Genomic DNA, 17,175 nt, shown 5'->3' with positions numbered 1-17,175 from the left:
GTCCGTCCGGGCTGCGGCGGTCCTCGGGCGCCGGGTCGCGGCGGTCGTCACGGCGGTCGTCACGGCGACCGACACCACGTCGGTCGCTCGCGCCGCCACGGTCGTCACGACCGCGGTGGCCACCGGACGAACGGTCGTCACGACCGCGGTACCCACCCGACGAACGATCGTCACGGTCACGCGCGCCGCCGCCCTGACGGTCGTCACGGCCGCGGTACCCACCGGAGGAGCGGTCATCGCGACCGCGGTACCCACCGGAGGAACGGTCGTCACGACCCCGGTACCCACCGGACGAGCGATCGTCACGGTCACGCGGACCGCCGCCCTGACGGTCGTCACGACCGCGGTACCCGCCACGGTCTCCGCCCGGACGCTCGTCCCGCCCACGGTACCCGCCACGGTCGTCGTTCCCGCGGTACCCGCCACCGGTCCCACCGGAGCGGTCGTCCCGCCCGCGGTACCCACCACCGGTCCCGCCGGAGCGGTCGTCCCGCCCGCGGTACCCACCGGAACCACCCGACGGGCGCTCGTCGCGACCGCGGTACCCGCCACGGTCGTCGTTCCCGCGGTACCCGCCTCCGGTGCCACCAGAGCGGTCGTCCCGCCCGCGGTACCCACCACCGGTCCCGCCGGAGCGGTCGTCCCGACCGCGGTACCCACCGGAACCACCCGACGGGCGCTCGTCACGCCCGCGGTACCCGCCACGGTCGTCACCGGACCGGCCAACCCCGCGTGCGGAGCGGTCGTCGCGGTCGCGGGACGGGCCTCCGTACCGGCCGCCGTCGCCGCGACCCGAGCCGCCCCGGGGGCCGCCTCGTCGTTCGTCCTCATACGCGGCCATCGGGGATCCCTTCGTTGTGCCCGAAACCGTCCGCGCCGTCCTCCAGGAGCGGCGAGATGAGCGGCAGTTCGTCGAGCGAGTTGATGCCGAGCTGCTGGAGCAGCAGGTCGGACGTGACGTAGTTGATGGCGCCGGTCTCGGCGTCGGTGAACGACTCCTCGATGAGCCCGCGGGCGACGAGGGTGCGGACGACACCGTCGACGTTCACCGCACGGATCGAGGCGATCTGCGAGCGGGTGATCGGCTGCTTGTAGGCGACGACGGCGAGGGTCTCGAGGGCGGCCTGCGAGAGTCGGGCGGGGCGTTCGGCCTCGACGAACTGCTCGACCACGTCGTCGAGCTCCCGTCGGACGTAGAAGCGCCACCCGCCACCGACCTCGCGGAGTTCGAAGCCCCGCCGCACGGTGCCGTCGACACCGTCGAAGTCGGCGACGAGCCGCTCGATCGCCTGGCGGACGGCGGGGACGGGTGCACCGACCGCCGCACCGAGGGCGACCAGGGACTGGGGTTCGTCCGCGATCATGAGGATCGCCTCGAGCTGCCGGTCGACCGGGAGCTCCGCGCGGGCGGCCTGCGTCGCGAGGAGCTCCTGCTCGACGGCGCGGGCCTCGGCCACCTCGTCCGCTCCCCCGGGTTCGGCGCTCGACGAGGCGGCGCGTGCGTCATCCGTCATAGTCGGCTCCCAGGTTGGCGAGGCTCTCGTCGGACCAGTCCTCGGCGGTCCAGCGGAGTGTCAGCTCCCCCAGCGGTTCGAACTGCTCGAACGAGATCGACGCGTTCCGGTACAGCTCCAGGATCGCCAGGAAGCGAGCCACCACGATACCCGTCTCCGAGACACCGGCGACCAGCTCGCGGAACGACACGTCCTCGTCGGCGCGGGTGCGCAGGATCGACACGACGATCGCCGCCTGCTCCCGGATGCTGACGAGCGGGGCGTGCAGGTGGTCGAGGCCGACGGTCGGGATCTCCCGCGGTGCGAACGCGAGCGTGGCGATCGCGGCGAAGTCCTGCACGGACAGCGTCCAGACGAGTTCGGGCGTCCGCGCGCGGAACCGCTCCTCGAGCCGGACGCGGCGCACGTGCCGACGCGACTCCTGCTGCCAGCGGTCACCGAACCACTCCGCGGCCTGCTTGAACGCCCGGTACTGCAGGAGTCGGGCGAACAGCAGGTCGCGGGCCTCGAGCAGCGCGACGTCCTCGGCGTCGACCAGTTCGCCCTGCGGCAGGAGTCCGGCGATCTTCAGGTCGAGCAGGGTGGCGGCGACGACGAGGAACTCGCTCGCCTCGTCGAGCTCGTCCGCCGACTCGGCCTGGCGCACGTACTGGATGAACTCCCCGGTGACTGCTCCGAGGGCGACCTCGGTGATGTCGAGCTCGTGCTTCGTGATGAGCGACAGCAACAGGTCGAACGGACCGTCGAAGTTGCGCAGTCGGACCCGGAACCCCGGCGCGGTCGCGGTGCCCGCGGGTGCGGGCGCGGTGCCGGTGCCGTCGTCGGTGACGCCACCGGTCGGGGTCGGCTCAGGCGACGGCGCCACGCTCGACGAGCTCCCTGGCGAGCGCCCGGTACGCGTGCGCCGCGGCGTGCTCCGGTGCCGTCTGCGTGATCGGGCGCGCGGAGACCGTGGCGTCCGGGAACTTCACGGTGCGGCCGATCACCGTGTCGAGCACGTGGTCGTCGAAGGTCTCCACGACGCGCTCCATGACCTCTCGCGAGTGCAGGGTCCGCGAGTCGTACATCGTGGCGAGGATGCCGTCGAGCCGCAGCGCCGGGTTGAGCCGGTCGCGCACCTTGTCGATCGTCTCGATGAGCAGTGCCACACCGCGCAGCGCGAAGAACTCGCACTCGAGCGGGATGAGCACCCCGTGCGCGGCGGTCAGGGCGTTGACGGTGAGCAGCCCGAGCGACGGCTGGCAGTCGACCAGGATGAGGTCGTAGTCGTTCGACACCTTGCGGAGGACGCTCGCGAGGATCTGCTCACGGGCGACCTCGTTGACGAGGTGGACCTCGGCCGCGGACAGGTCGATGTTCGCCGGGATGACGTCGAGCATCGGCACGTTCGTGGGCCGGATGACCTCGCGCGGGTCCTTCACGGCGCCCATGAGCAGGTCGTAGACGGTGGGGACGTCGTGGGTGCGGACACCGAGGCCGGCTGACAGCGCGCCCTGCGGGTCGAAGTCGACGGCCAGGACCTTGCGCCCGTACTCGGCGAGCGCCGCTCCGAGGTTGATCGACGTCGTGGTCTTGCCGACGCCGCCCTTCTGGTTGCAGAGCGCGATGATGCGGGCGGGGCCGTGACCGTCGAGTTGCTCGGGTACGGGGAACTGCCGCACGGGCCGACCGGTGGGGCCGACCGGGATCTCGTCGGTGCCGGGGGTGGTCGTCGGGTTCGTCCTCACCCGGTCATCGTACCGGCGTGGCGTCCGGGCCTCCGGTCGCACCGCCGCGCGTCCGCAGCCGACGGGTCGGACCCGCGCCGTGCCTCCGTGCCGACGGGCCGCTCCGTCACGCCGGACGGAGCGCCACCCGCATGCTGTCCACCCGGTCCGCGATGACCGCATCGGCGGTCCACCGCTGCTGCAACCGGCCGACCAGGGCCTGCACCGCGGCCTGGTCGAGCCCGGGGTGGAGGGCCAGACCGACCGTCAGCTCGGCGCCGGCGAAGCGGCCGAGCGGGTCGCCCGGTGAGAGCTCGACCCGTGCGACCGCACGTTCCTCGCCGACGGACTCCGCGAACGCCTGCGCGACCTCCGGGTCCTCGAAGCACGGCGTCCACGGCAGGTCCTGGCCGATCGCCCAGACGGCGGGGCGCCGCAGCACGAACTCGGTCGGCGCCGTCGGGTCGAGGACGACCAGCTGGGTCTCCTCGCTCGCCGCGGCCATCGCGACGCGGCGCGAGTCTGCGGGTACGGGGCGGGCGGTGGCGTCCCACGACCGCATCGCCTCGGCCGAGGTGAACGCGGGCATCACGCTGCGACCGTCGGGTCCGGCGACCGTGACGATCGACAGCTCCTGGGTCTTGTCGACGAGCTTCCCGTCGGCCGTGTGCCCGACGTCGCCGGCCTCGGCGACGAGGGGGATGAGCAGTCGGGCGCCGCGGAGGGCGTCCACGACCGCCCGCTGCGAGCCGCCCTGCTGCAGCGCGGCGACGGCCGCGACGACCGCCGGGTCAGCCAACCCGTCGTCGTCCGCGAAGGCGTCGTCGTGCGCGTCGAAGGTCCGACCTGCCCAGGGGTTGCCCGCGGAGTCCGCGGCGCCGCCCGGCGTGTGGGCGTCGTCGGTCGCGCCCGGCTCCGGGGCGTCGGGCCCGGTGCCGCGCCCGTTCGAGATGCCCGCCACGACGACTACTCCGAGGCGATGTCGAGCGCGGCCGGCAGCGTGAACGCGCCGGAGTACAGGGCCTTGCCGATGATGGCGCCCTCGAGGCCGTGCGGCACGAGCTCGCGCAGCGCGCGGAGGTCGTCGAGGGTCGAGATCCCGCCGGAGGCGACGACGGGCTGGTCCGTCCGGTCGCAGACGGCGCGGAGGAGCTCGACGTTCGGCCCCTGCAGGGTGCCGTCCTTGGTGACGTCGGTCACGACGTACCGGGCGCAGCCGGCTGCCTCGAGCCGGTCCAGCACCTCCCACAGGTCGCCGGCGTCCTCGGTCCAACCGCGACTGGCGAGGGTGGTCCCACGGACGTCCAGCCCCACGGCGATCTGCTCGCCGTACTCGCCGATGACCCGCGCCGCCCACTCCGGCTTCTCGAGCGCGGCGGTCCCGAGGTTGACGCGGGCGGCGCCGGTGGCCAGCGCGGCCTCGAGCGACGCGTCGTCGCGGATGCCGCCGGAGAGCTCGACCGAGACGCCCTCGACCTCGTGGATCGCCTTCGCGATCACCCTGCGGTTGTCGCCACGGCCGAACGCCGCGTCGAGGTCGACGAGGTGGATCCACTCCGCGCCCTGGTCGCGCCAGGTGCGGGCGGCGGCGACCGGGTCGCCGTACGAGGTCTCGCTGCCGGCCTCGCCCTGGGTGAGGCGGACGGCCTGGCCGTCGACGACGTCGACGGCGGGCAGCAGGACGAGGGGCGGGGTCGCGGTGAGGTCGGTCATGGTCCTGTCGGTTCTCGGGGGTGGGACGGGCGGGCGGGCGGCGCGGTTCGCGTCCGGGAGGCACGGTGTGCGGTCGTCGCGCCCGGCATGTCCGGTGCGGTACCGGTCCGGTGCACGGCGCGCCGGTCGCGGTCCGGGTCGGGCTGGTCCACACGGCCCGCAGCCTCGTGCCGGACGACGCGGGTGTCAGAGCGAGTCGACCCAGTTGCGGAGCAGCCGGATCCCCGGCTCCCCCGACTTCTCCGGGTGGAACTGGGTGGCGGTGAGCGGCCCGTTCTCGACGGCCGCGACGAAGCGCTGCCCGTGCTCGGACCAGGTCAGGCGCGGCGCACGGAACGGGCCGTACGCGTCGAGCGGGAAGTCCGTCACGCCGTACGAGTGCACGAAGTAGAAGCGCTCGTCGTGCAGCCCGTCGAAGAGGACCGAGTCCTCGGGCGCCTCGACCGTGTTCCACCCCATGTGCGGCAGCACCTCGGCCTCGATCTCCTCGACGACGCCGGGCCACTGGCCCAGGCCCTCGACGTCTGCACCGCGCTCGACACCGCGGGCGAACATGACCTGCATGCCGACGCAGATCCCGAGCACCGGGCGGCCGCCGGCGAGGCGGTGGTCGACGATCTCGCCGCCGCGGACCCCTTCGAGCTGGTCGACGACCGCGGCGAACGCGCCGACGCCCGGCACGAGCAGGCCGTCGGCCCGGAGGGCGGCCTGCTTGTCGGCCGTCAGCGTCACGTCGGCCCCGGCGCGCTCGAGTGCCTTCGCCGCGGAGTGGACGTTGCCCGATCCGTAGTCGAGGACGACGACGTTCGGCTTGGCGGTCACAGCTTCCCCTTCGTGGACGGGATGCCGTCGACCCGGGGGTCGAGCTCGACGGCGCGGCGCATCGCGCGGGCGAAGGCCTTGAACTCTGCCTCGGCGATGTGGTGCGGGTCACGGCCGCCGAGCACGCGGACGTGCACGGTGATGCCAGCGTTGAAGGTGATGGCCTCGAACACGTGGCGGACCATCGAGCCCGTGAAGTGCCCACCGATGCGGTGGAACTCGAAGCCGTCGGGCTCCCCCGAGTGGACGAGGAACGGTCGCCCGGAGACGTCGACCACGGCCTGCGCCAGGGCTTCGTCGAGGGGCACGAGCGCATCGCCGTAGCGGCCGATGCCGGCGCGGTCGCCGAGGGCCTGCTTCAGGGCCTGCCCGAGCACGATGCCGGTGTCCTCCACCGTGTGGTGCACGTCGATGTCGGTGTCACCCGTCGAGCGCACCCGCAGGTCGATCAGCGAGTGCTTGCTGAACGCGGTCAGCATGTGGTCGAAGAACGGGACGCTCGTCGAGATGTCGGACGAGCCGGTGCCGTCCAGGTCGAGCGAGAGCTCGATGGTCGACTCGCTCGTGCTCCGGCTGATCGAGGCGGTGCGGGCGGTCATGCGTCAACCCTAACCGGCGGCTGCACGGCGGCCACGCGGCGCATCGCCTCGAGGAACGCGGTCGTCTCCTCCTCGGTGCCCGCGCTCACCCGCAGGTGGTGCGGGATGCCGAGGTCGCGGACGATGACGTCCTGTTCGAGCAGCGCCTCGAAGGCGGCGTGCGGATCCGCGACGCCACCGAAGAGCACGAAGTTCGACCACGTCTCGTAGGTGCGGTAGCCCATCTCGCGCAGCTCGACGACCATGCGGTCGCGCTGCTGCTTGATGTCGTCCACCATCGCGAGCATCGCCGGGGCGTGCCGGAGTGCGGCGATCGCGGCCGCCTGGGTCAGCGCGGACAGGTGGTACGGCAGGCGCACCAGGCGGAGGGCGTCGACCACCGCCGGGTCGGCCGCGAGGTACCCGACGCGGGCCCCCGCGAACGCGAACGCCTTGCTCATGGTGCGGGAGACCACGAGCCGCGGGCGGCCCGGCAGGAGCGTGACGGCGCTCGGGGCATCAGCGGGCATGAACTCGGCGTACGCCTCGTCGACCATGACGATGCCGTCCGTCGCGTCGTACGCGGCACGGATCGTCTCGATGTCGAGCGGGGTGCCCGTGGGGTTGTTGGGCCCGCACAGGAAGACGATGTCCGGCTGGTGCTCGCGGATGGCGGCCACGACGGTCTCGGGCGCGATCCGGAACTCGTCGTCACGCTGCGCGGGGATCCACCGTGTCCCGGTGCCGGCCGCGAGGATCGAGTGCATCGAGTAGGTGGGCGGGAACCCGAGCACCGAGCGACCCGGGCCCCCGAACGCCTGGAGGAGCTGCTGCAGCACCTCGTTCGAGCCGTTCGCCGCCCAGAGCTGCTCGGGCGTCAGCTGCTGCTCACCGGACAGCCCGCCGTTCAGGTAGCGGGTGAGCGATGCACGGAGCTCGGTGAACTCGCGGTCCGGGTAGCGGTTGACGGTCGTCAGGGCCTGCCGGATCGAGGCCACGATGTCCTCTGCGACGTCCTCGGGAACGGGATGCGTGTTCTCGTTGACGTTGAGCTGCACGCGCACGTGCTTCTGCGGAGCGCCGTACGGGCTCTGCCCACGGAGGTCGTCGCGGATCGGGAGGTCTTCGAGCGTGGTTGCCACCGATCCATCGTAGGCCGCGTCCGCCGGGCGCCGACCGGCCGTCCGGACGGTGGCCCGGCGATCGCCGACCAGGTTCAGTCGCCGGCGGTGTACTTGGCCGGGATGGCGATCTGCTCGCCCGCCTGCAGCGTCGACCCCTCGAGCGCGTTGAGGCTCACGACGTCCTGGACGAAGTCTCGCGGGTCGGCCTGCGGAGCCGTCTCCTCCGCCAGCTGCCACAGCGTCTCGCCGGGCTCGACGGTGACCGTCTCGAAGTGCACGGGCACACCGGCGCGTGAGGAGTCGCCGGCCGAGGCCTGGCCCCCGTTCAGCACGGACAGGGCGACGACCAGGAAGACCGGGAGTGCGGCGAGCGTCGTCAGGACGATGCGGCCGCGGCGCGTGATGCGCAGGCGCGTACGGACGTCGGGCGTCGCGGTGCGCTGCTGGTCAGCGATGGCGATGGTGCTCATGTCGTTCTTGCCTTCCCGTCCGGAGGAACCGAAGTCGTGTACCGAACATAGTTTCGAATGCCACCTCGCACAAGTCCCAGGATCGGATTCGTGGAGGATTTCCTGCCGACACGCTCGAACAGGTGTTTGTCCGGCCCGGGGCGGTCGGATACTGTTTCGATCGACTGGGACGAGTCAAGCGGGGACCACTGACATTCCCGCCCGACCTCCCGGCATCGACGAAGGGCGAGACGACGTGGCGGACGAACTGCGGGTCCAGAAGCCGTTGACGGCGAAGCAGCAGGCGATCCTCGACGCGATCCGTGCGTCGATCGCCAGCCGGGGCTACCCGCCGAGCATGCGCGAGATCGGCGACGCCGCCGGCCTCTCGTCGCTGTCGAGCGTCTCCCACCAGCTCGGCCAGCTCGAGCTCGGCGGCTGGATCCGACGCGACCCGAACCGCCCTCGCGCCCTCGAGGTCCTGGTCGACGAGCCCACGCCCGACGTCGAGACCCCGGACGTCGACGCCACGACCCTCGTGCCGCTCGTCGGACGCATCGCCGCGGGTGTGCCGATCACGGCGGAGCAGCACGTCGACGAGATCGTGCCGCTCCCCCGTCAGCTCGTCGGCACGGGCGACCTCTTCATGCTCAAGGTCGTCGGGGAGTCGATGATCGACGCCGCGATCTGCGACGGCGACTGGGTGGTCGTGCGGTCGCAGCAGACCGCCGACAACGGGGACATCGTCGCTGCGATGCTCGACGAGGAGGCGACCGTCAAGGTCTTCCGCCAGCGGGACGGCCACACGTGGTTGCTGCCGCGGAACTCGGCGTTCGAGCCGATCCTCGGCGACGCCGCGAACGTGCTCGGCAAGGTGGTCGCGGTCCTCCGCTCCGTCTGACCCCGCGTCCCTCCACCGGACGCAGAGCCCCACCACGGACGGGAGGCGCGGTGCCAGCTGGCACCGCGCCTCCCGTTCCGTGCGGGTGGGGATCCCCTGACTAGGCCGACACGGCGGGCGCGACCACGTACGGGTCGAGCTCGGCGACCTGGCGCTGGAAGACCCGCACCTGCAGGCGCGTGCCGTCCTCGACGTAGTCGGTGGTCTCGACCGCACCCGCGTCGTGGAGCGACGAGACGAGGTCACCGCGGTCGTAGGGCACCACCAGGGTGAGCGACACGTCCGGCTCCGGCAGGCGCTCCTCGATCGCCGCGAGGAGCTCGGGGACGCCCTCGCCCGTCCGCGCCGACACGAAGACCGCGTCCGGTACGAGCCCGACCAGGACCAGCCGCTGGGACTCGTCGATCAGGTCCGCCTTGTTGAAGGCGACGATCTCCGGGATGTCCCGCGCCCCGACGTCCCCGATCACGTCGCGGACGGTGGCGAGCTGTGCTGCCGGGTCCGGGTGGGACGCGTCGACGACGTGCACGATGACGTCGGACTCGCCGACCTCCTCGAGCGTGGAGCGGAACGCCTCGACCAGCTGGTGCGGCAGGTTCCGCACGAAACCGACCGTGTCGGCGAAGGTGTACTCGCGGCCCTTGCTCGTCTCGGTCCGACGGACCGTGGCGTCCAGCGTCGCGAACAGCTGGTTCTGCACGAGCACACCGGCGCTGGTGAGCCGGTTGAGGAGCGAGGACTTGCCCGCGTTGGTGTACCCGGCGATCGCGACGCTCGGCACGTCGTTGCGGTGACGGTCGGCACGCTTCGCCTCACGCGCGGGACGGAACCCGGCGATCTGGCGGCGGAGCTTCGCCATGCGGGTGTGGATGCGGCGACGATCGAGCTCGATCTTCGTCTCACCGGGACCACGCGAGCCCATGCCCGCGCCGCCGGAGACCTGACCACCGGCCTGGCGGGACATCGACTCACCCCAACCGCGCAGACGCGGGAGGAGGTACTCGAGCTGCGCGAGCTCCACCTGCGCCTTGCCCTCGCGGCTCTTGGCGTGCTGGCTGAAGATGTCGAGGATGACCGCGGTCCGGTCGATCACCTTGACCTTGACGACGTCCTCGAGCGCACGGCGCTGGGACGGCGCGAGCTCGGTGTCGGCGATCACGGTGTCGGCGCCGGTGGCCTTGACGACCATCGCGAGCTCCTCGGCCTTGCCCTTGCCGAGGTAGGTCGAGGGGTCCGGGTTCGGACGGCGCTGCAGGAGGCCGTCGAGCACCACGGCGCCGGCGGTCTCGGCGAGGGCCGCGAGCTCGCGGAGGGAGTTCTCGGCGTCCTGTGCGTCGCCCTGCGGGTACACGCCGATGAGGACGACCTGCTCGAGCCGGAGCTGCCGGTACTCGACCTCGGTGACGTCCTCGAGTTCGGTGGAGAGACCGGTGACGCGGCGCAGGGCTGCGCGGTCCTCCCGGTCGTACTGGTCGCCGTCGCCGGACCAGCCGTGCTCGTCGACCGATCGGGTCTGGATGGCCTGTGCGGGAGCGAAGATCGCCGACGATGCCTTGGTGTCGGCGTTGCGGAGGACGCGCTCCACGACACCTTCGGCGCTGTCGTCGGATCGTCCGTCGTTCATGGTGGTTTCCGTCATCTTCTCCACAGGGTACCGCCGCCACGCCCGGGACACACGGGGTCGACGGTACGGTTCTTCCATGGCGAACGACCACTACTTCTCCGCCAGTCCGTCGTCGGAGAACCGTGAGCGCCAGGTGCACGTCACGCTCGCCGGTCGACCCCTCACCCTGTCGACGGCGGCGGGTGTGTTCAGCCCGGACGGCATCGACCGCGGCACGAAGGTGCTGCTCGGTTCCGTGCCGCCGCCCGCTGCGGAGGGCGCGCTGCTCGACGTCGGGTGCGGCTGGGGGCCGATCGCGATCACGATGGCGCTCGAGTCGCCGGACGCGCAGGTGTGGGGCGTGGACGTCAACGAGCGGGTGCTCGGCCTCGCGGAACGGAACGCGAGCGCAGCCGGACTGACCAACGTGACGGTCGGGCTGCCCGACGACGTGCCCGGGGACCTGCGCTTCCGCACGATCTGGTCGAACCCGCCGATCCGCGTCGGCAAGGACGAACTGCACGCGATCCTGCTCACGTGGATCCCCCGGCTCGAAGTCGGCGGGGACGCGTGGCTCGTGGTCTCGAAGGACCTCGGCGGCGACTCCCTGCAGCGCTGGCTCCGGGACACGCTCGGCGGCGGGTTCCAGGTCTCGCGGGCGTCGACCGACAAGGGGTTCCGGGTCATCCGGGTGCGCCGCGAGGCGGAGTAGGGCGCGAGGGACCAGTCGTCGCCGGGTGCCGGTGTGCCGCTCGGACAGCACGCGGGCGCGATCACCGCGCCGCTGGCGTCAGACCGTCAGGTCCCCGGAGAACACCAGTTCCGCCGGCCCCGCGAGCGCCACGTGCTCGCCGTCCTCCGCCGCGAACATCCGCACGGTGACGACACCGCCCGGCACACGCACACGCCAGGTGTCCGGCGCCGACGGCCCGGCCCAGTACCGCGTCGCCAGGGCCGCCGCGACCGCGCCGGTGCCGCACGACAGCGTCTCGCCGCTCCCCCGCTCGTGCACGCGCATCGTGATCTCGCCGACGCCGTCCTCGACCAGCGGGTCACCCGGGAGCACGAACTCCACGTTCGCCCCCGCTGCCGGCACCGGGTCGAGCACCGGGACGTACGTCAGGTCCAGCTCCGCGAGCTCGTCCTCGGTCGCCACCGCGACCACGACGTGCGGGTTCCCGACGTCGATGCCGAGGCCGGGTCGGGCACCGTCGAGCTCCTTCGCCCGCACGGTCACGTCGTTCGCCCCGCCGCCCTCGATCCCGAGGCCCCAGCGGCCGAGGTCCGCCGAGAACCCGTTCGTCGTCCGCTGCACGTCGACCAGGCCCTTGCGGCTGCCGACCGTGAGCGTCTCGCCCGGCGCGAGGTCGACGAGCCCCGACTCGGTCAGGTACCGGGCGAAGACCCGGATGCCGTTGCCGCACATCTCGGCCACCGAGCCGTCGGCGTTGTGGTAGTCCATGAACCACGTCGCTGCGGGCTCCACCGCCACGAGCGCACGCCCCTCGGGCAGCGCGTCCGACCGCACGGCGCGGATGACACCGTCCGCGCCGACGCCGAACCGCCGGTCGGCGATGGCCCGGATGCGCTCCGGGGTCAGGTCGACCGTGGCGTCCGGGTCGGCGAACAGGACGAAGTCGTTGCCCGTCCCCTGGCCCTTCGTGAAGTGCAGCTCGGTCACGGCACGATCCTACGGGCCACCGCCTGCAGTCCCGCGACGTCGGTCCCGGTGACGTCGAGCACCTCGGCGTCGTAGCGCTTGAACCACGACACCTGGCGGCGGGCGTACTTCCGGGTCGCGACGGCGGTCGCCTCGACCGCTTCCCCGACGGTCGACCGTCCGTGCACGACGTCGAGTGCCTGCGAGTACCCGATGGCGGCACGGGCCGTCCGTCCCTGCTCCAGCCCGGCCGTGCGGAGGGCGTCGACCTCGTCGACGAGCCCGTCCCGGAACATGCGCTCGGCGCGCGCGTGCAGGGACCCGACGAGTTCGTCCCGCTCGCGGTGCAGTCGCAGCACCCGTGCGGACCGCCAGGCGCGCGGGACGGACGGGAGGCGCGGGGTCACGGCCTCCGACCGGCTCGCGATCTCGACGGCCCGGATCAGCCGCCTGGGGTTGCGCGCGTCGACGTCGGCGGCGGCAGCCGGGTCGAGGACGCGCAGGCGTGCCAGGAGGGCGTTCGGGCCGTGCTCCGCGTGCTCCTGCTCGAGCGCCGCGCGGAGCGCCGGGTCGGTGCCGGGGAACGCGAGGTCGAACAGCACCGAGGACACGTAGAGGCCGCTGCCGCCGACGAGCACCGCGGTCCCGCCCGCTGCGGTGATCCACTCGACGTCGGCGCGCGCGTCCCGCTGGTACGCGGCGACGCTCGCCTCGTCCGTGACGTCGAGCACGTCGAGCTGGTGGTGCGGGACACCCCGGCGTTCCTCGACGGACAGCTTCGCCGTCCCGATGTCCATGCCGCGGTACAGCTGCATGGCGTCGGCGTTGACGATCTCGGCCGGACGGCCCTGGGCAGCCAGCCGTTCGGCGATCGTCAGCGCGAGCTCGGACTTGCCGGTGCCGGTCGGACCGACGACCGCGACGAGGTCCGGCATGCCGGGCTCGTCGCCGCCGGCACCGCCGCCTGCGCGGCCCGCTGCCCGCGCGTCAGCGACCGACACGGAGGCCCGGCAGCCCGAGCGACACCGGACGCGGCCCGGTTCCCGGTGCGGCAGGGGTGGGGACGCCGCAGCTCTCCGCCTGCGCACGGTCCCAGGCATCTCCGGCACGAGTCCGGCGGATGCGCAGCGGCGCCTCGCCGTCGGCGATGAGGAAGTGCGGCGCGGCACGGGTGACCTCGACGGTGACGACGTCGCCCGGGCGCGGTACGTCGGAACCCTGCGGCACGGCGAAGTGCACCAGCCGGGAGTCCTCGGCTCGACCCGACAGACGGTGGGTGGACTCGTCCTTCTTGCCCTCGCCCGTGGCGACGAGCACCTCGACGGTGCGACCGACCTGCTTCGCGTGCTCCTCGGCGGTGATGCGGTCCTGCAGCGCGATCAGCCGGTCGTAGCGCTCCTGCACGACCGCCTTCGGCAACTGGTCCGGCATGGTCGCTGCCGGGGTGCCGGGTCGGATCGAGTACTGGAACGTGAAGGCCGAGGCGAACCGCGACTGCTCGACCACACGCAGCGTGTCCTCGAAGTCCTCGTCGGTCTCACCGGGGAAGCCCACGATGATGTCCGTCGAGATCGCCGCGTGCGGGATCTTCGCCCGCACCCGGTCGAGGATCCCGAGGAACCGCTCGCTCCGGTAGCTCCGGCGCATCGCCTTGAGCACCCGGTCCGAGCCGGACTGCAACGGCATGTGGAGCTGCGGCATGACGTTCGGGGTCTCGGCCATCGCGTCGATCACGTCGTCGGTGAACGCCGCCGGGTGCGGACTCGTGAAGCGGACACGCTCGAGCCCCTCGATCTGCCCCGTCGCGCGCAGCAGCTTGCCGAACGCCTGGCGGTCCCCGAACTCGACACCGTACGAGTTGACGTTCTGCCCGAGCAGCGTGACCTCGATCGCACCATCGTCGACGAGCGCCTGGATCTCGGCGAGCACGTCGCCCGGTCGGCGGTCCTTCTCCTTGCCACGGAGCGACGGGACGATGCAGAACGTGCAGGTGTTGTTGCAGCCGACGGAGATGGAGACCCAGCCGCTGTGCGTCGAGTCGCGCTTGGTGGGGAGGGTCGACGGGAACACGTCGAGCGCCTCGAGGATCTCGATCTGCGCTTCGTCGTTGTGCCGGGCCCGCTCGAGCAGGGTCGGCAGCGACCCCATGTTGTGCGTCCCGAAGACGACGTCGACCCACGGCGCCTTCTCGAGGATGACGTTCTTGTCCTTCTGCGCCAGGCACCCGCCCACGGCGATCTGCATGCCCGGGTGCTCCCGCTTGATGCCGGCGAGCTGCCCGAGGTTGCCGTAGAGCCGGTTGTCGGCGTTCTCGCGCACCGCACACGTGTTGATCACGACGACGTCGGCCTGCTCACCGTCGGCGGAGACGTACCCGGCCGCCTGGAGCGACCCGCTCAACCGTTCGGAGTCGTGGACGTTCATCTGGCACCCGTGGGTGCGGACCTCGTAGGTGCGGGGGCGGGCTTCGACGGTGGCCATGATCGTCCCAGTGTAGGTCGGTCACGGCCACCGCCGGCGCTACTCGAACCGGACGGCCCCACCGCCCGACGGGCTCCGACGCGGCGGACCGTCGAGCGCGCGCTGCACGGCGATCCGGACGACCCCGGAGCCGTAGCCCTTGCGCATGAGGAAGCCGCTGAGCCGACGCTCCGCCGTCTCCCGGTCGAGACCGCGGAGCTGTCGCGCGCGCTTCTCGGCGAGCTCGACGGCGCGGACGAACTCGTCGTCGGCGTCGTCCGCTGCTGCCTCGAGCGCCGCGTCGATCGCGGCCTGGTCGATGCCGCGTCGGCGGAGCTCCGCGACCACGCCCTGACGTCCGAGCCCCTTGCGTTCGTGCAGCCGGTCGACGAGCTCGGTCGCGAGTGCGACGTCGTCGAGCAGTCCGACCCGCACCAAGCGGGCGACCTCGCCTTCGACGACGTCGGCGTCGAGGTCCTGCTTCATCAGCAGCTGGCGCAACTCCGATTCGCTGACGCCCTTGCGCCCCAGCGCCCGCATGCTGATCCGTTCGGCATCGGCGCGCTGCTCGTCGAGCGGTCGCGGCGCATCCGCCGGGTCGATCTCGTCGCCGCTGCCGATCGCGAACACGGAGGCCGTCGTCGCATCGGCCGTCTCGGCGTCGTACCCGTGCTGTTCCGCGCGCGCACTCCGCCCGGAACCGTCACCCACCACCGGGGACACCCACTCGGCCTCGGTCTGCTGCGCCCGGAACGGGATCGCGGTGGGCGCCGGCGCCTGGTGTGCATCCGACGGACCCGACGCTGCTCGTGCTCCCGTGTCGTGGGGGGTGCGGGTCGGCGCTCGCCTGGATCGCAGCTCGTCGTCACCGAGCTCGGTCGATTCCGGCGCCCACTCGCCGTCGGACGCCCAGCGCTCCTCCGGCTCCGGTCCGCGCCCGGTCGACGGGTCCGGCTCGACCGCAGGGGTGGGTCGACCACGACGGGACCGCGCACCGAACAGGTCGGTGACCGGCGCGAGGCCCTCGTCGTGGTCGTGTGTGTCCGTCACGCGCCCTTGCGCTCCGCGAGCTTCGGCGCGATCGAGTCGACCGGAGCGTCGGCCTTGGCTCCGCCGACGCCGAGCTTGGCGAGGATCTTGCCCTCGATCTCCGCCGCGATGTCCGGGTTCTGGATGAGGAAGGAGCGCGAGTTCTCCTTGCCCTGGCCGAGCTGGTCGCCGTCGTACGTGTACCAGGCGCCCGACTTCTTGACGATGCCGTGGTCGACACCGAAGTCGAGTAGCGAGCCCTCGCGCGAGATGCCCGTGCCGTACAGGATGTCGAACTCGGCCTGCTTGAAGGGCGGTGCCATCTTGTTCTTCACGACCTTGACGCGGGTGCGGTTACCGACGGCGTCGGTACCGCTCTTCAGCGTCTCGATGCGACGGATGTCGAGGCGGACCGAGGCGTAGAACTTCAGCGCCTTACCACCGGCGGTGGTCTCCGGGCTCCCGAAGAAGACACCGATCTTCTCGCGGAGCTGGTTGATGAAGATCATCGTGGTCTGCGTCTGGTTCAGCCCACCGGCGAGCTTGCGCAGCGCCTGCGACATGAGGCGTGCTTGGAGACCCACGTGGGAGTCACCCATCTCGCCCTCGATCTCGGCGCGCGGCACCAGGGCGGCCACCGAGTCGACGATGATCAGGTCGATCGAGCCGGAGCGGACGAGCATGTCCGCGATCTCGAGCGCCTGCTCACCCGTGTCGGGCTGGGACACGAGGAGCGCGTCGATGTCGACGCCGAGCTTCTTCGCGTACTCCGGGTCGAGCGCGTGCTCCGCGTCGATGAAGGCCGCGATGCCACCGGCGCGCTGGGCGTTGGCGATGGCGTGGAGCGTCAGCGTCGTCTTACCCGACGACTCCGGGCCGTAGATCTCGATGATGCGGCCGCGCGGGAGTCCGCCGATGCCGAGCGCGACGTCGAGCGCGACGGACCCGGTCGGGATGGTGGCGACCGGTGCGCGCTCGTCCGACCCGAGACGCATGACCGTCCCCTTGCCGAACTGCCGGTCGATCTGGGCGAGTGCGGTCTCGAGGGCCTTCTCGCGGTCTGCGGGTGATGGCATGGGGTGCTCCTTCGTGCTCGGTGTCGGCCGCCTGTAGGCTGTCGCGTCCACCCCAGCCGGTGGTGCAGGGCTGGTGCTCGGCGACAAGGCTTCGGGCTGTTCCCGATGACCTCGAACCTAGGGCGGGCCACCGACATCACTGCCTGCGGCCGCGCGATCTGTGGAGGAGGGTCCTGGACAGCGCTGTTGTGCAGGAACCTAGCACCGATCGAACACGCGTTCGAGCAACACGCCGAACACAGTTTCGGACGGGGAACTCAGTCGCGCGGTTCCGCCAGGCCCTTGCCGTGCCGCTTGTCGACCGGGACGTCCTGCGAGTCACAGAGCGCCTCCCAGACACGGCGCGCGTCGATGCCGGCGTCGAGCGCCTCCGCCGCAGAGCGGCCCCCGAGCTCCTCGAGCACGACGTCACGGGACACCACGGCGCCGTACGCCTCGCCGAACACCTGGTCGACCGCTCGCCAGAACTCACTCACGCGCATCGGACCAGCGTAACGACGAACGCCCCCGCCGGCGGACCGGCGAGGGCGTTCGTGGTGG

Annotated in this window: 18 protein-coding genes; 2 read left to right on the top strand and 16 right to left on the bottom strand. The window is 72.0% G+C overall.

The window, feature by feature from the left end; all coding sequences use genetic code 11:
- Positions 1-827: 827 nt before the first annotated feature.
- The 9 genes from scpB to DEJ22_RS05235 form a co-directional block, all read right to left on the bottom strand.
- Positions 828-1,514 carry an SMC-Scp complex subunit ScpB gene (gene scpB, locus DEJ22_RS05275; protein WP_111227481.1) on the bottom strand — a complete coding sequence of 229 codons (687 nt, stop codon included), beginning with the start codon at positions 1,512-1,514 and terminating at the stop codon, positions 828-830.
- A complete protein-coding gene (locus tag DEJ22_RS05270; RefSeq protein WP_502862371.1) occupies positions 1,504-2,379 on the bottom strand; it encodes a segregation and condensation protein A in 876 nt (291 codons plus the stop codon). Before DEJ22_RS05270 ends, scpB begins: the two co-directional genes overlap by 11 nt.
- Positions 2,363-3,241: a ParA family protein gene (locus DEJ22_RS05265; protein ID WP_111227482.1), complete on the bottom strand. Its 879-nt coding sequence runs from the start codon at positions 3,239-3,241 to the stop codon at positions 2,363-2,365. Before DEJ22_RS05265 ends, DEJ22_RS05270 begins: the two co-directional genes overlap by 17 nt.
- A 106-nt stretch (positions 3,242-3,347) precedes the next feature.
- Complete coding sequence (locus DEJ22_RS05260; protein ID WP_111227483.1) at positions 3,348-4,181, bottom strand: SseB family protein; 834 nt, start codon at positions 4,179-4,181, stop codon at positions 3,348-3,350.
- Positions 4,182-4,186: 5 nt separating this feature from the next.
- On the bottom strand, positions 4,187-4,933 hold the full coding sequence (gene priA / locus DEJ22_RS05255; RefSeq protein ID WP_111227484.1) for a bifunctional 1-(5-phosphoribosyl)-5-((5-phosphoribosylamino)methylideneamino)imidazole-4-carboxamide isomerase/phosphoribosylanthranilate isomerase PriA: 747 nt from the start codon (positions 4,931-4,933) through the stop codon (positions 4,187-4,189).
- Between the two features lie 186 nt (positions 4,934-5,119).
- Positions 5,120-5,755, bottom strand: a complete 636-nt coding sequence (gene hisH / locus DEJ22_RS05250; protein ID WP_111227485.1) for an imidazole glycerol phosphate synthase subunit HisH — start codon at positions 5,753-5,755, stop codon at positions 5,120-5,122.
- Positions 5,752-6,354, bottom strand: coding sequence for an imidazoleglycerol-phosphate dehydratase HisB (gene hisB / locus DEJ22_RS05245; RefSeq protein WP_111227486.1), 603 nt, complete (start codon positions 6,352-6,354; stop codon positions 5,752-5,754). The genes hisH and hisB overlap by 4 nt, the downstream gene beginning before the upstream one ends.
- The gene (locus DEJ22_RS05240) at positions 6,351-7,475 is read right to left on the bottom strand and encodes a histidinol-phosphate transaminase (protein WP_111227487.1); all 1,125 of its coding nucleotides are present in this window, start codon (positions 7,473-7,475) and stop codon (positions 6,351-6,353) included. Before DEJ22_RS05240 ends, hisB begins: the two co-directional genes overlap by 4 nt.
- A gap of 74 nt (positions 7,476-7,549) precedes the next feature.
- Positions 7,550-7,927, bottom strand: a complete 378-nt coding sequence (locus tag DEJ22_RS05235; protein WP_111227488.1) for a LysM peptidoglycan-binding domain-containing protein — start codon at positions 7,925-7,927, stop codon at positions 7,550-7,552.
- A gap of 214 nt (positions 7,928-8,141) precedes the next feature.
- On the opposite strand from DEJ22_RS05235, the gene lexA reads away from it, so the two are divergent.
- Positions 8,142-8,807 carry a transcriptional repressor LexA gene (lexA, locus tag DEJ22_RS05230; protein ID WP_111227622.1) on the top strand — a complete coding sequence of 222 codons (666 nt, stop codon included), beginning with the start codon at positions 8,142-8,144 and terminating at the stop codon, positions 8,805-8,807.
- A 100-nt stretch (positions 8,808-8,907) separates the two neighbouring features.
- Here lexA and hflX read toward each other — a convergent pair whose 3' ends face one another.
- Positions 8,908-10,446 carry a GTPase HflX gene (gene hflX, locus DEJ22_RS05225; RefSeq protein ID WP_111227623.1) on the bottom strand — a complete coding sequence of 513 codons (1,539 nt, stop codon included), beginning with the start codon at positions 10,444-10,446 and terminating at the stop codon, positions 8,908-8,910.
- A gap of 61 nt (positions 10,447-10,507) precedes the next feature.
- Here hflX and DEJ22_RS05220 point away from each other — a divergent pair, with 61 nt between their 5' ends.
- Positions 10,508-11,122, top strand: coding sequence for a class I SAM-dependent methyltransferase (locus tag DEJ22_RS05220; protein ID WP_111227489.1), 615 nt, complete (start codon positions 10,508-10,510; stop codon positions 11,120-11,122).
- Between the two features lie 78 nt (positions 11,123-11,200).
- On the opposite strand, the gene dapF is transcribed toward DEJ22_RS05220, so the two are convergent.
- The 6 genes from dapF to DEJ22_RS05190 all read right to left on the bottom strand — a co-directional run bounded on the left by dapF (position 11,201) and on the right by DEJ22_RS05190 (position 17,117).
- The gene (gene dapF / locus DEJ22_RS05215) at positions 11,201-12,091 is read right to left on the bottom strand and encodes a diaminopimelate epimerase (RefSeq protein WP_111227490.1); all 891 of its coding nucleotides are present in this window, start codon (positions 12,089-12,091) and stop codon (positions 11,201-11,203) included.
- Complete coding sequence (miaA, locus tag DEJ22_RS05210) at positions 12,088-13,005, bottom strand: tRNA (adenosine(37)-N6)-dimethylallyltransferase MiaA (RefSeq protein ID WP_111227624.1); 918 nt, start codon at positions 13,003-13,005, stop codon at positions 12,088-12,090. Before miaA ends, dapF begins: the two co-directional genes overlap by 4 nt.
- Positions 13,006-13,057: 52 nt before the next feature.
- A complete protein-coding gene (gene miaB, locus DEJ22_RS05205; protein WP_111227491.1) occupies positions 13,058-14,551 on the bottom strand; it encodes a tRNA (N6-isopentenyl adenosine(37)-C2)-methylthiotransferase MiaB in 1,494 nt (497 codons plus the stop codon).
- Positions 14,552-14,590: 39 nt separating this feature from the next.
- Positions 14,591-15,580: a regulatory protein RecX gene (locus DEJ22_RS05200; RefSeq protein WP_111227492.1), complete on the bottom strand. Its 990-nt coding sequence runs from the start codon at positions 15,578-15,580 to the stop codon at positions 14,591-14,593.
- Entirely contained in the window at positions 15,577-16,635 is a 1,059-nt protein-coding gene (gene recA, locus DEJ22_RS05195) for a recombinase RecA (protein ID WP_111227493.1), read from the bottom strand. Before recA ends, DEJ22_RS05200 begins: the two co-directional genes overlap by 4 nt.
- 257 nt (positions 16,636-16,892) lie before the next feature.
- Positions 16,893-17,117: a DUF3046 domain-containing protein gene (locus tag DEJ22_RS05190; protein WP_111227494.1), complete on the bottom strand. Its 225-nt coding sequence runs from the start codon at positions 17,115-17,117 to the stop codon at positions 16,893-16,895.
- Between the last annotated feature and the right edge of the window lie 58 nt (positions 17,118-17,175).

Origin of the sequence: Curtobacterium sp. MCSS17_007 (genome assembly GCF_003234175.2) — a bacterium.
Taxonomy (GTDB): Bacteria; Actinomycetota; Actinomycetes; order Actinomycetales; family Microbacteriaceae; genus Curtobacterium.
This window is presented reverse-complemented; position numbering and strand designations above follow the sequence as displayed.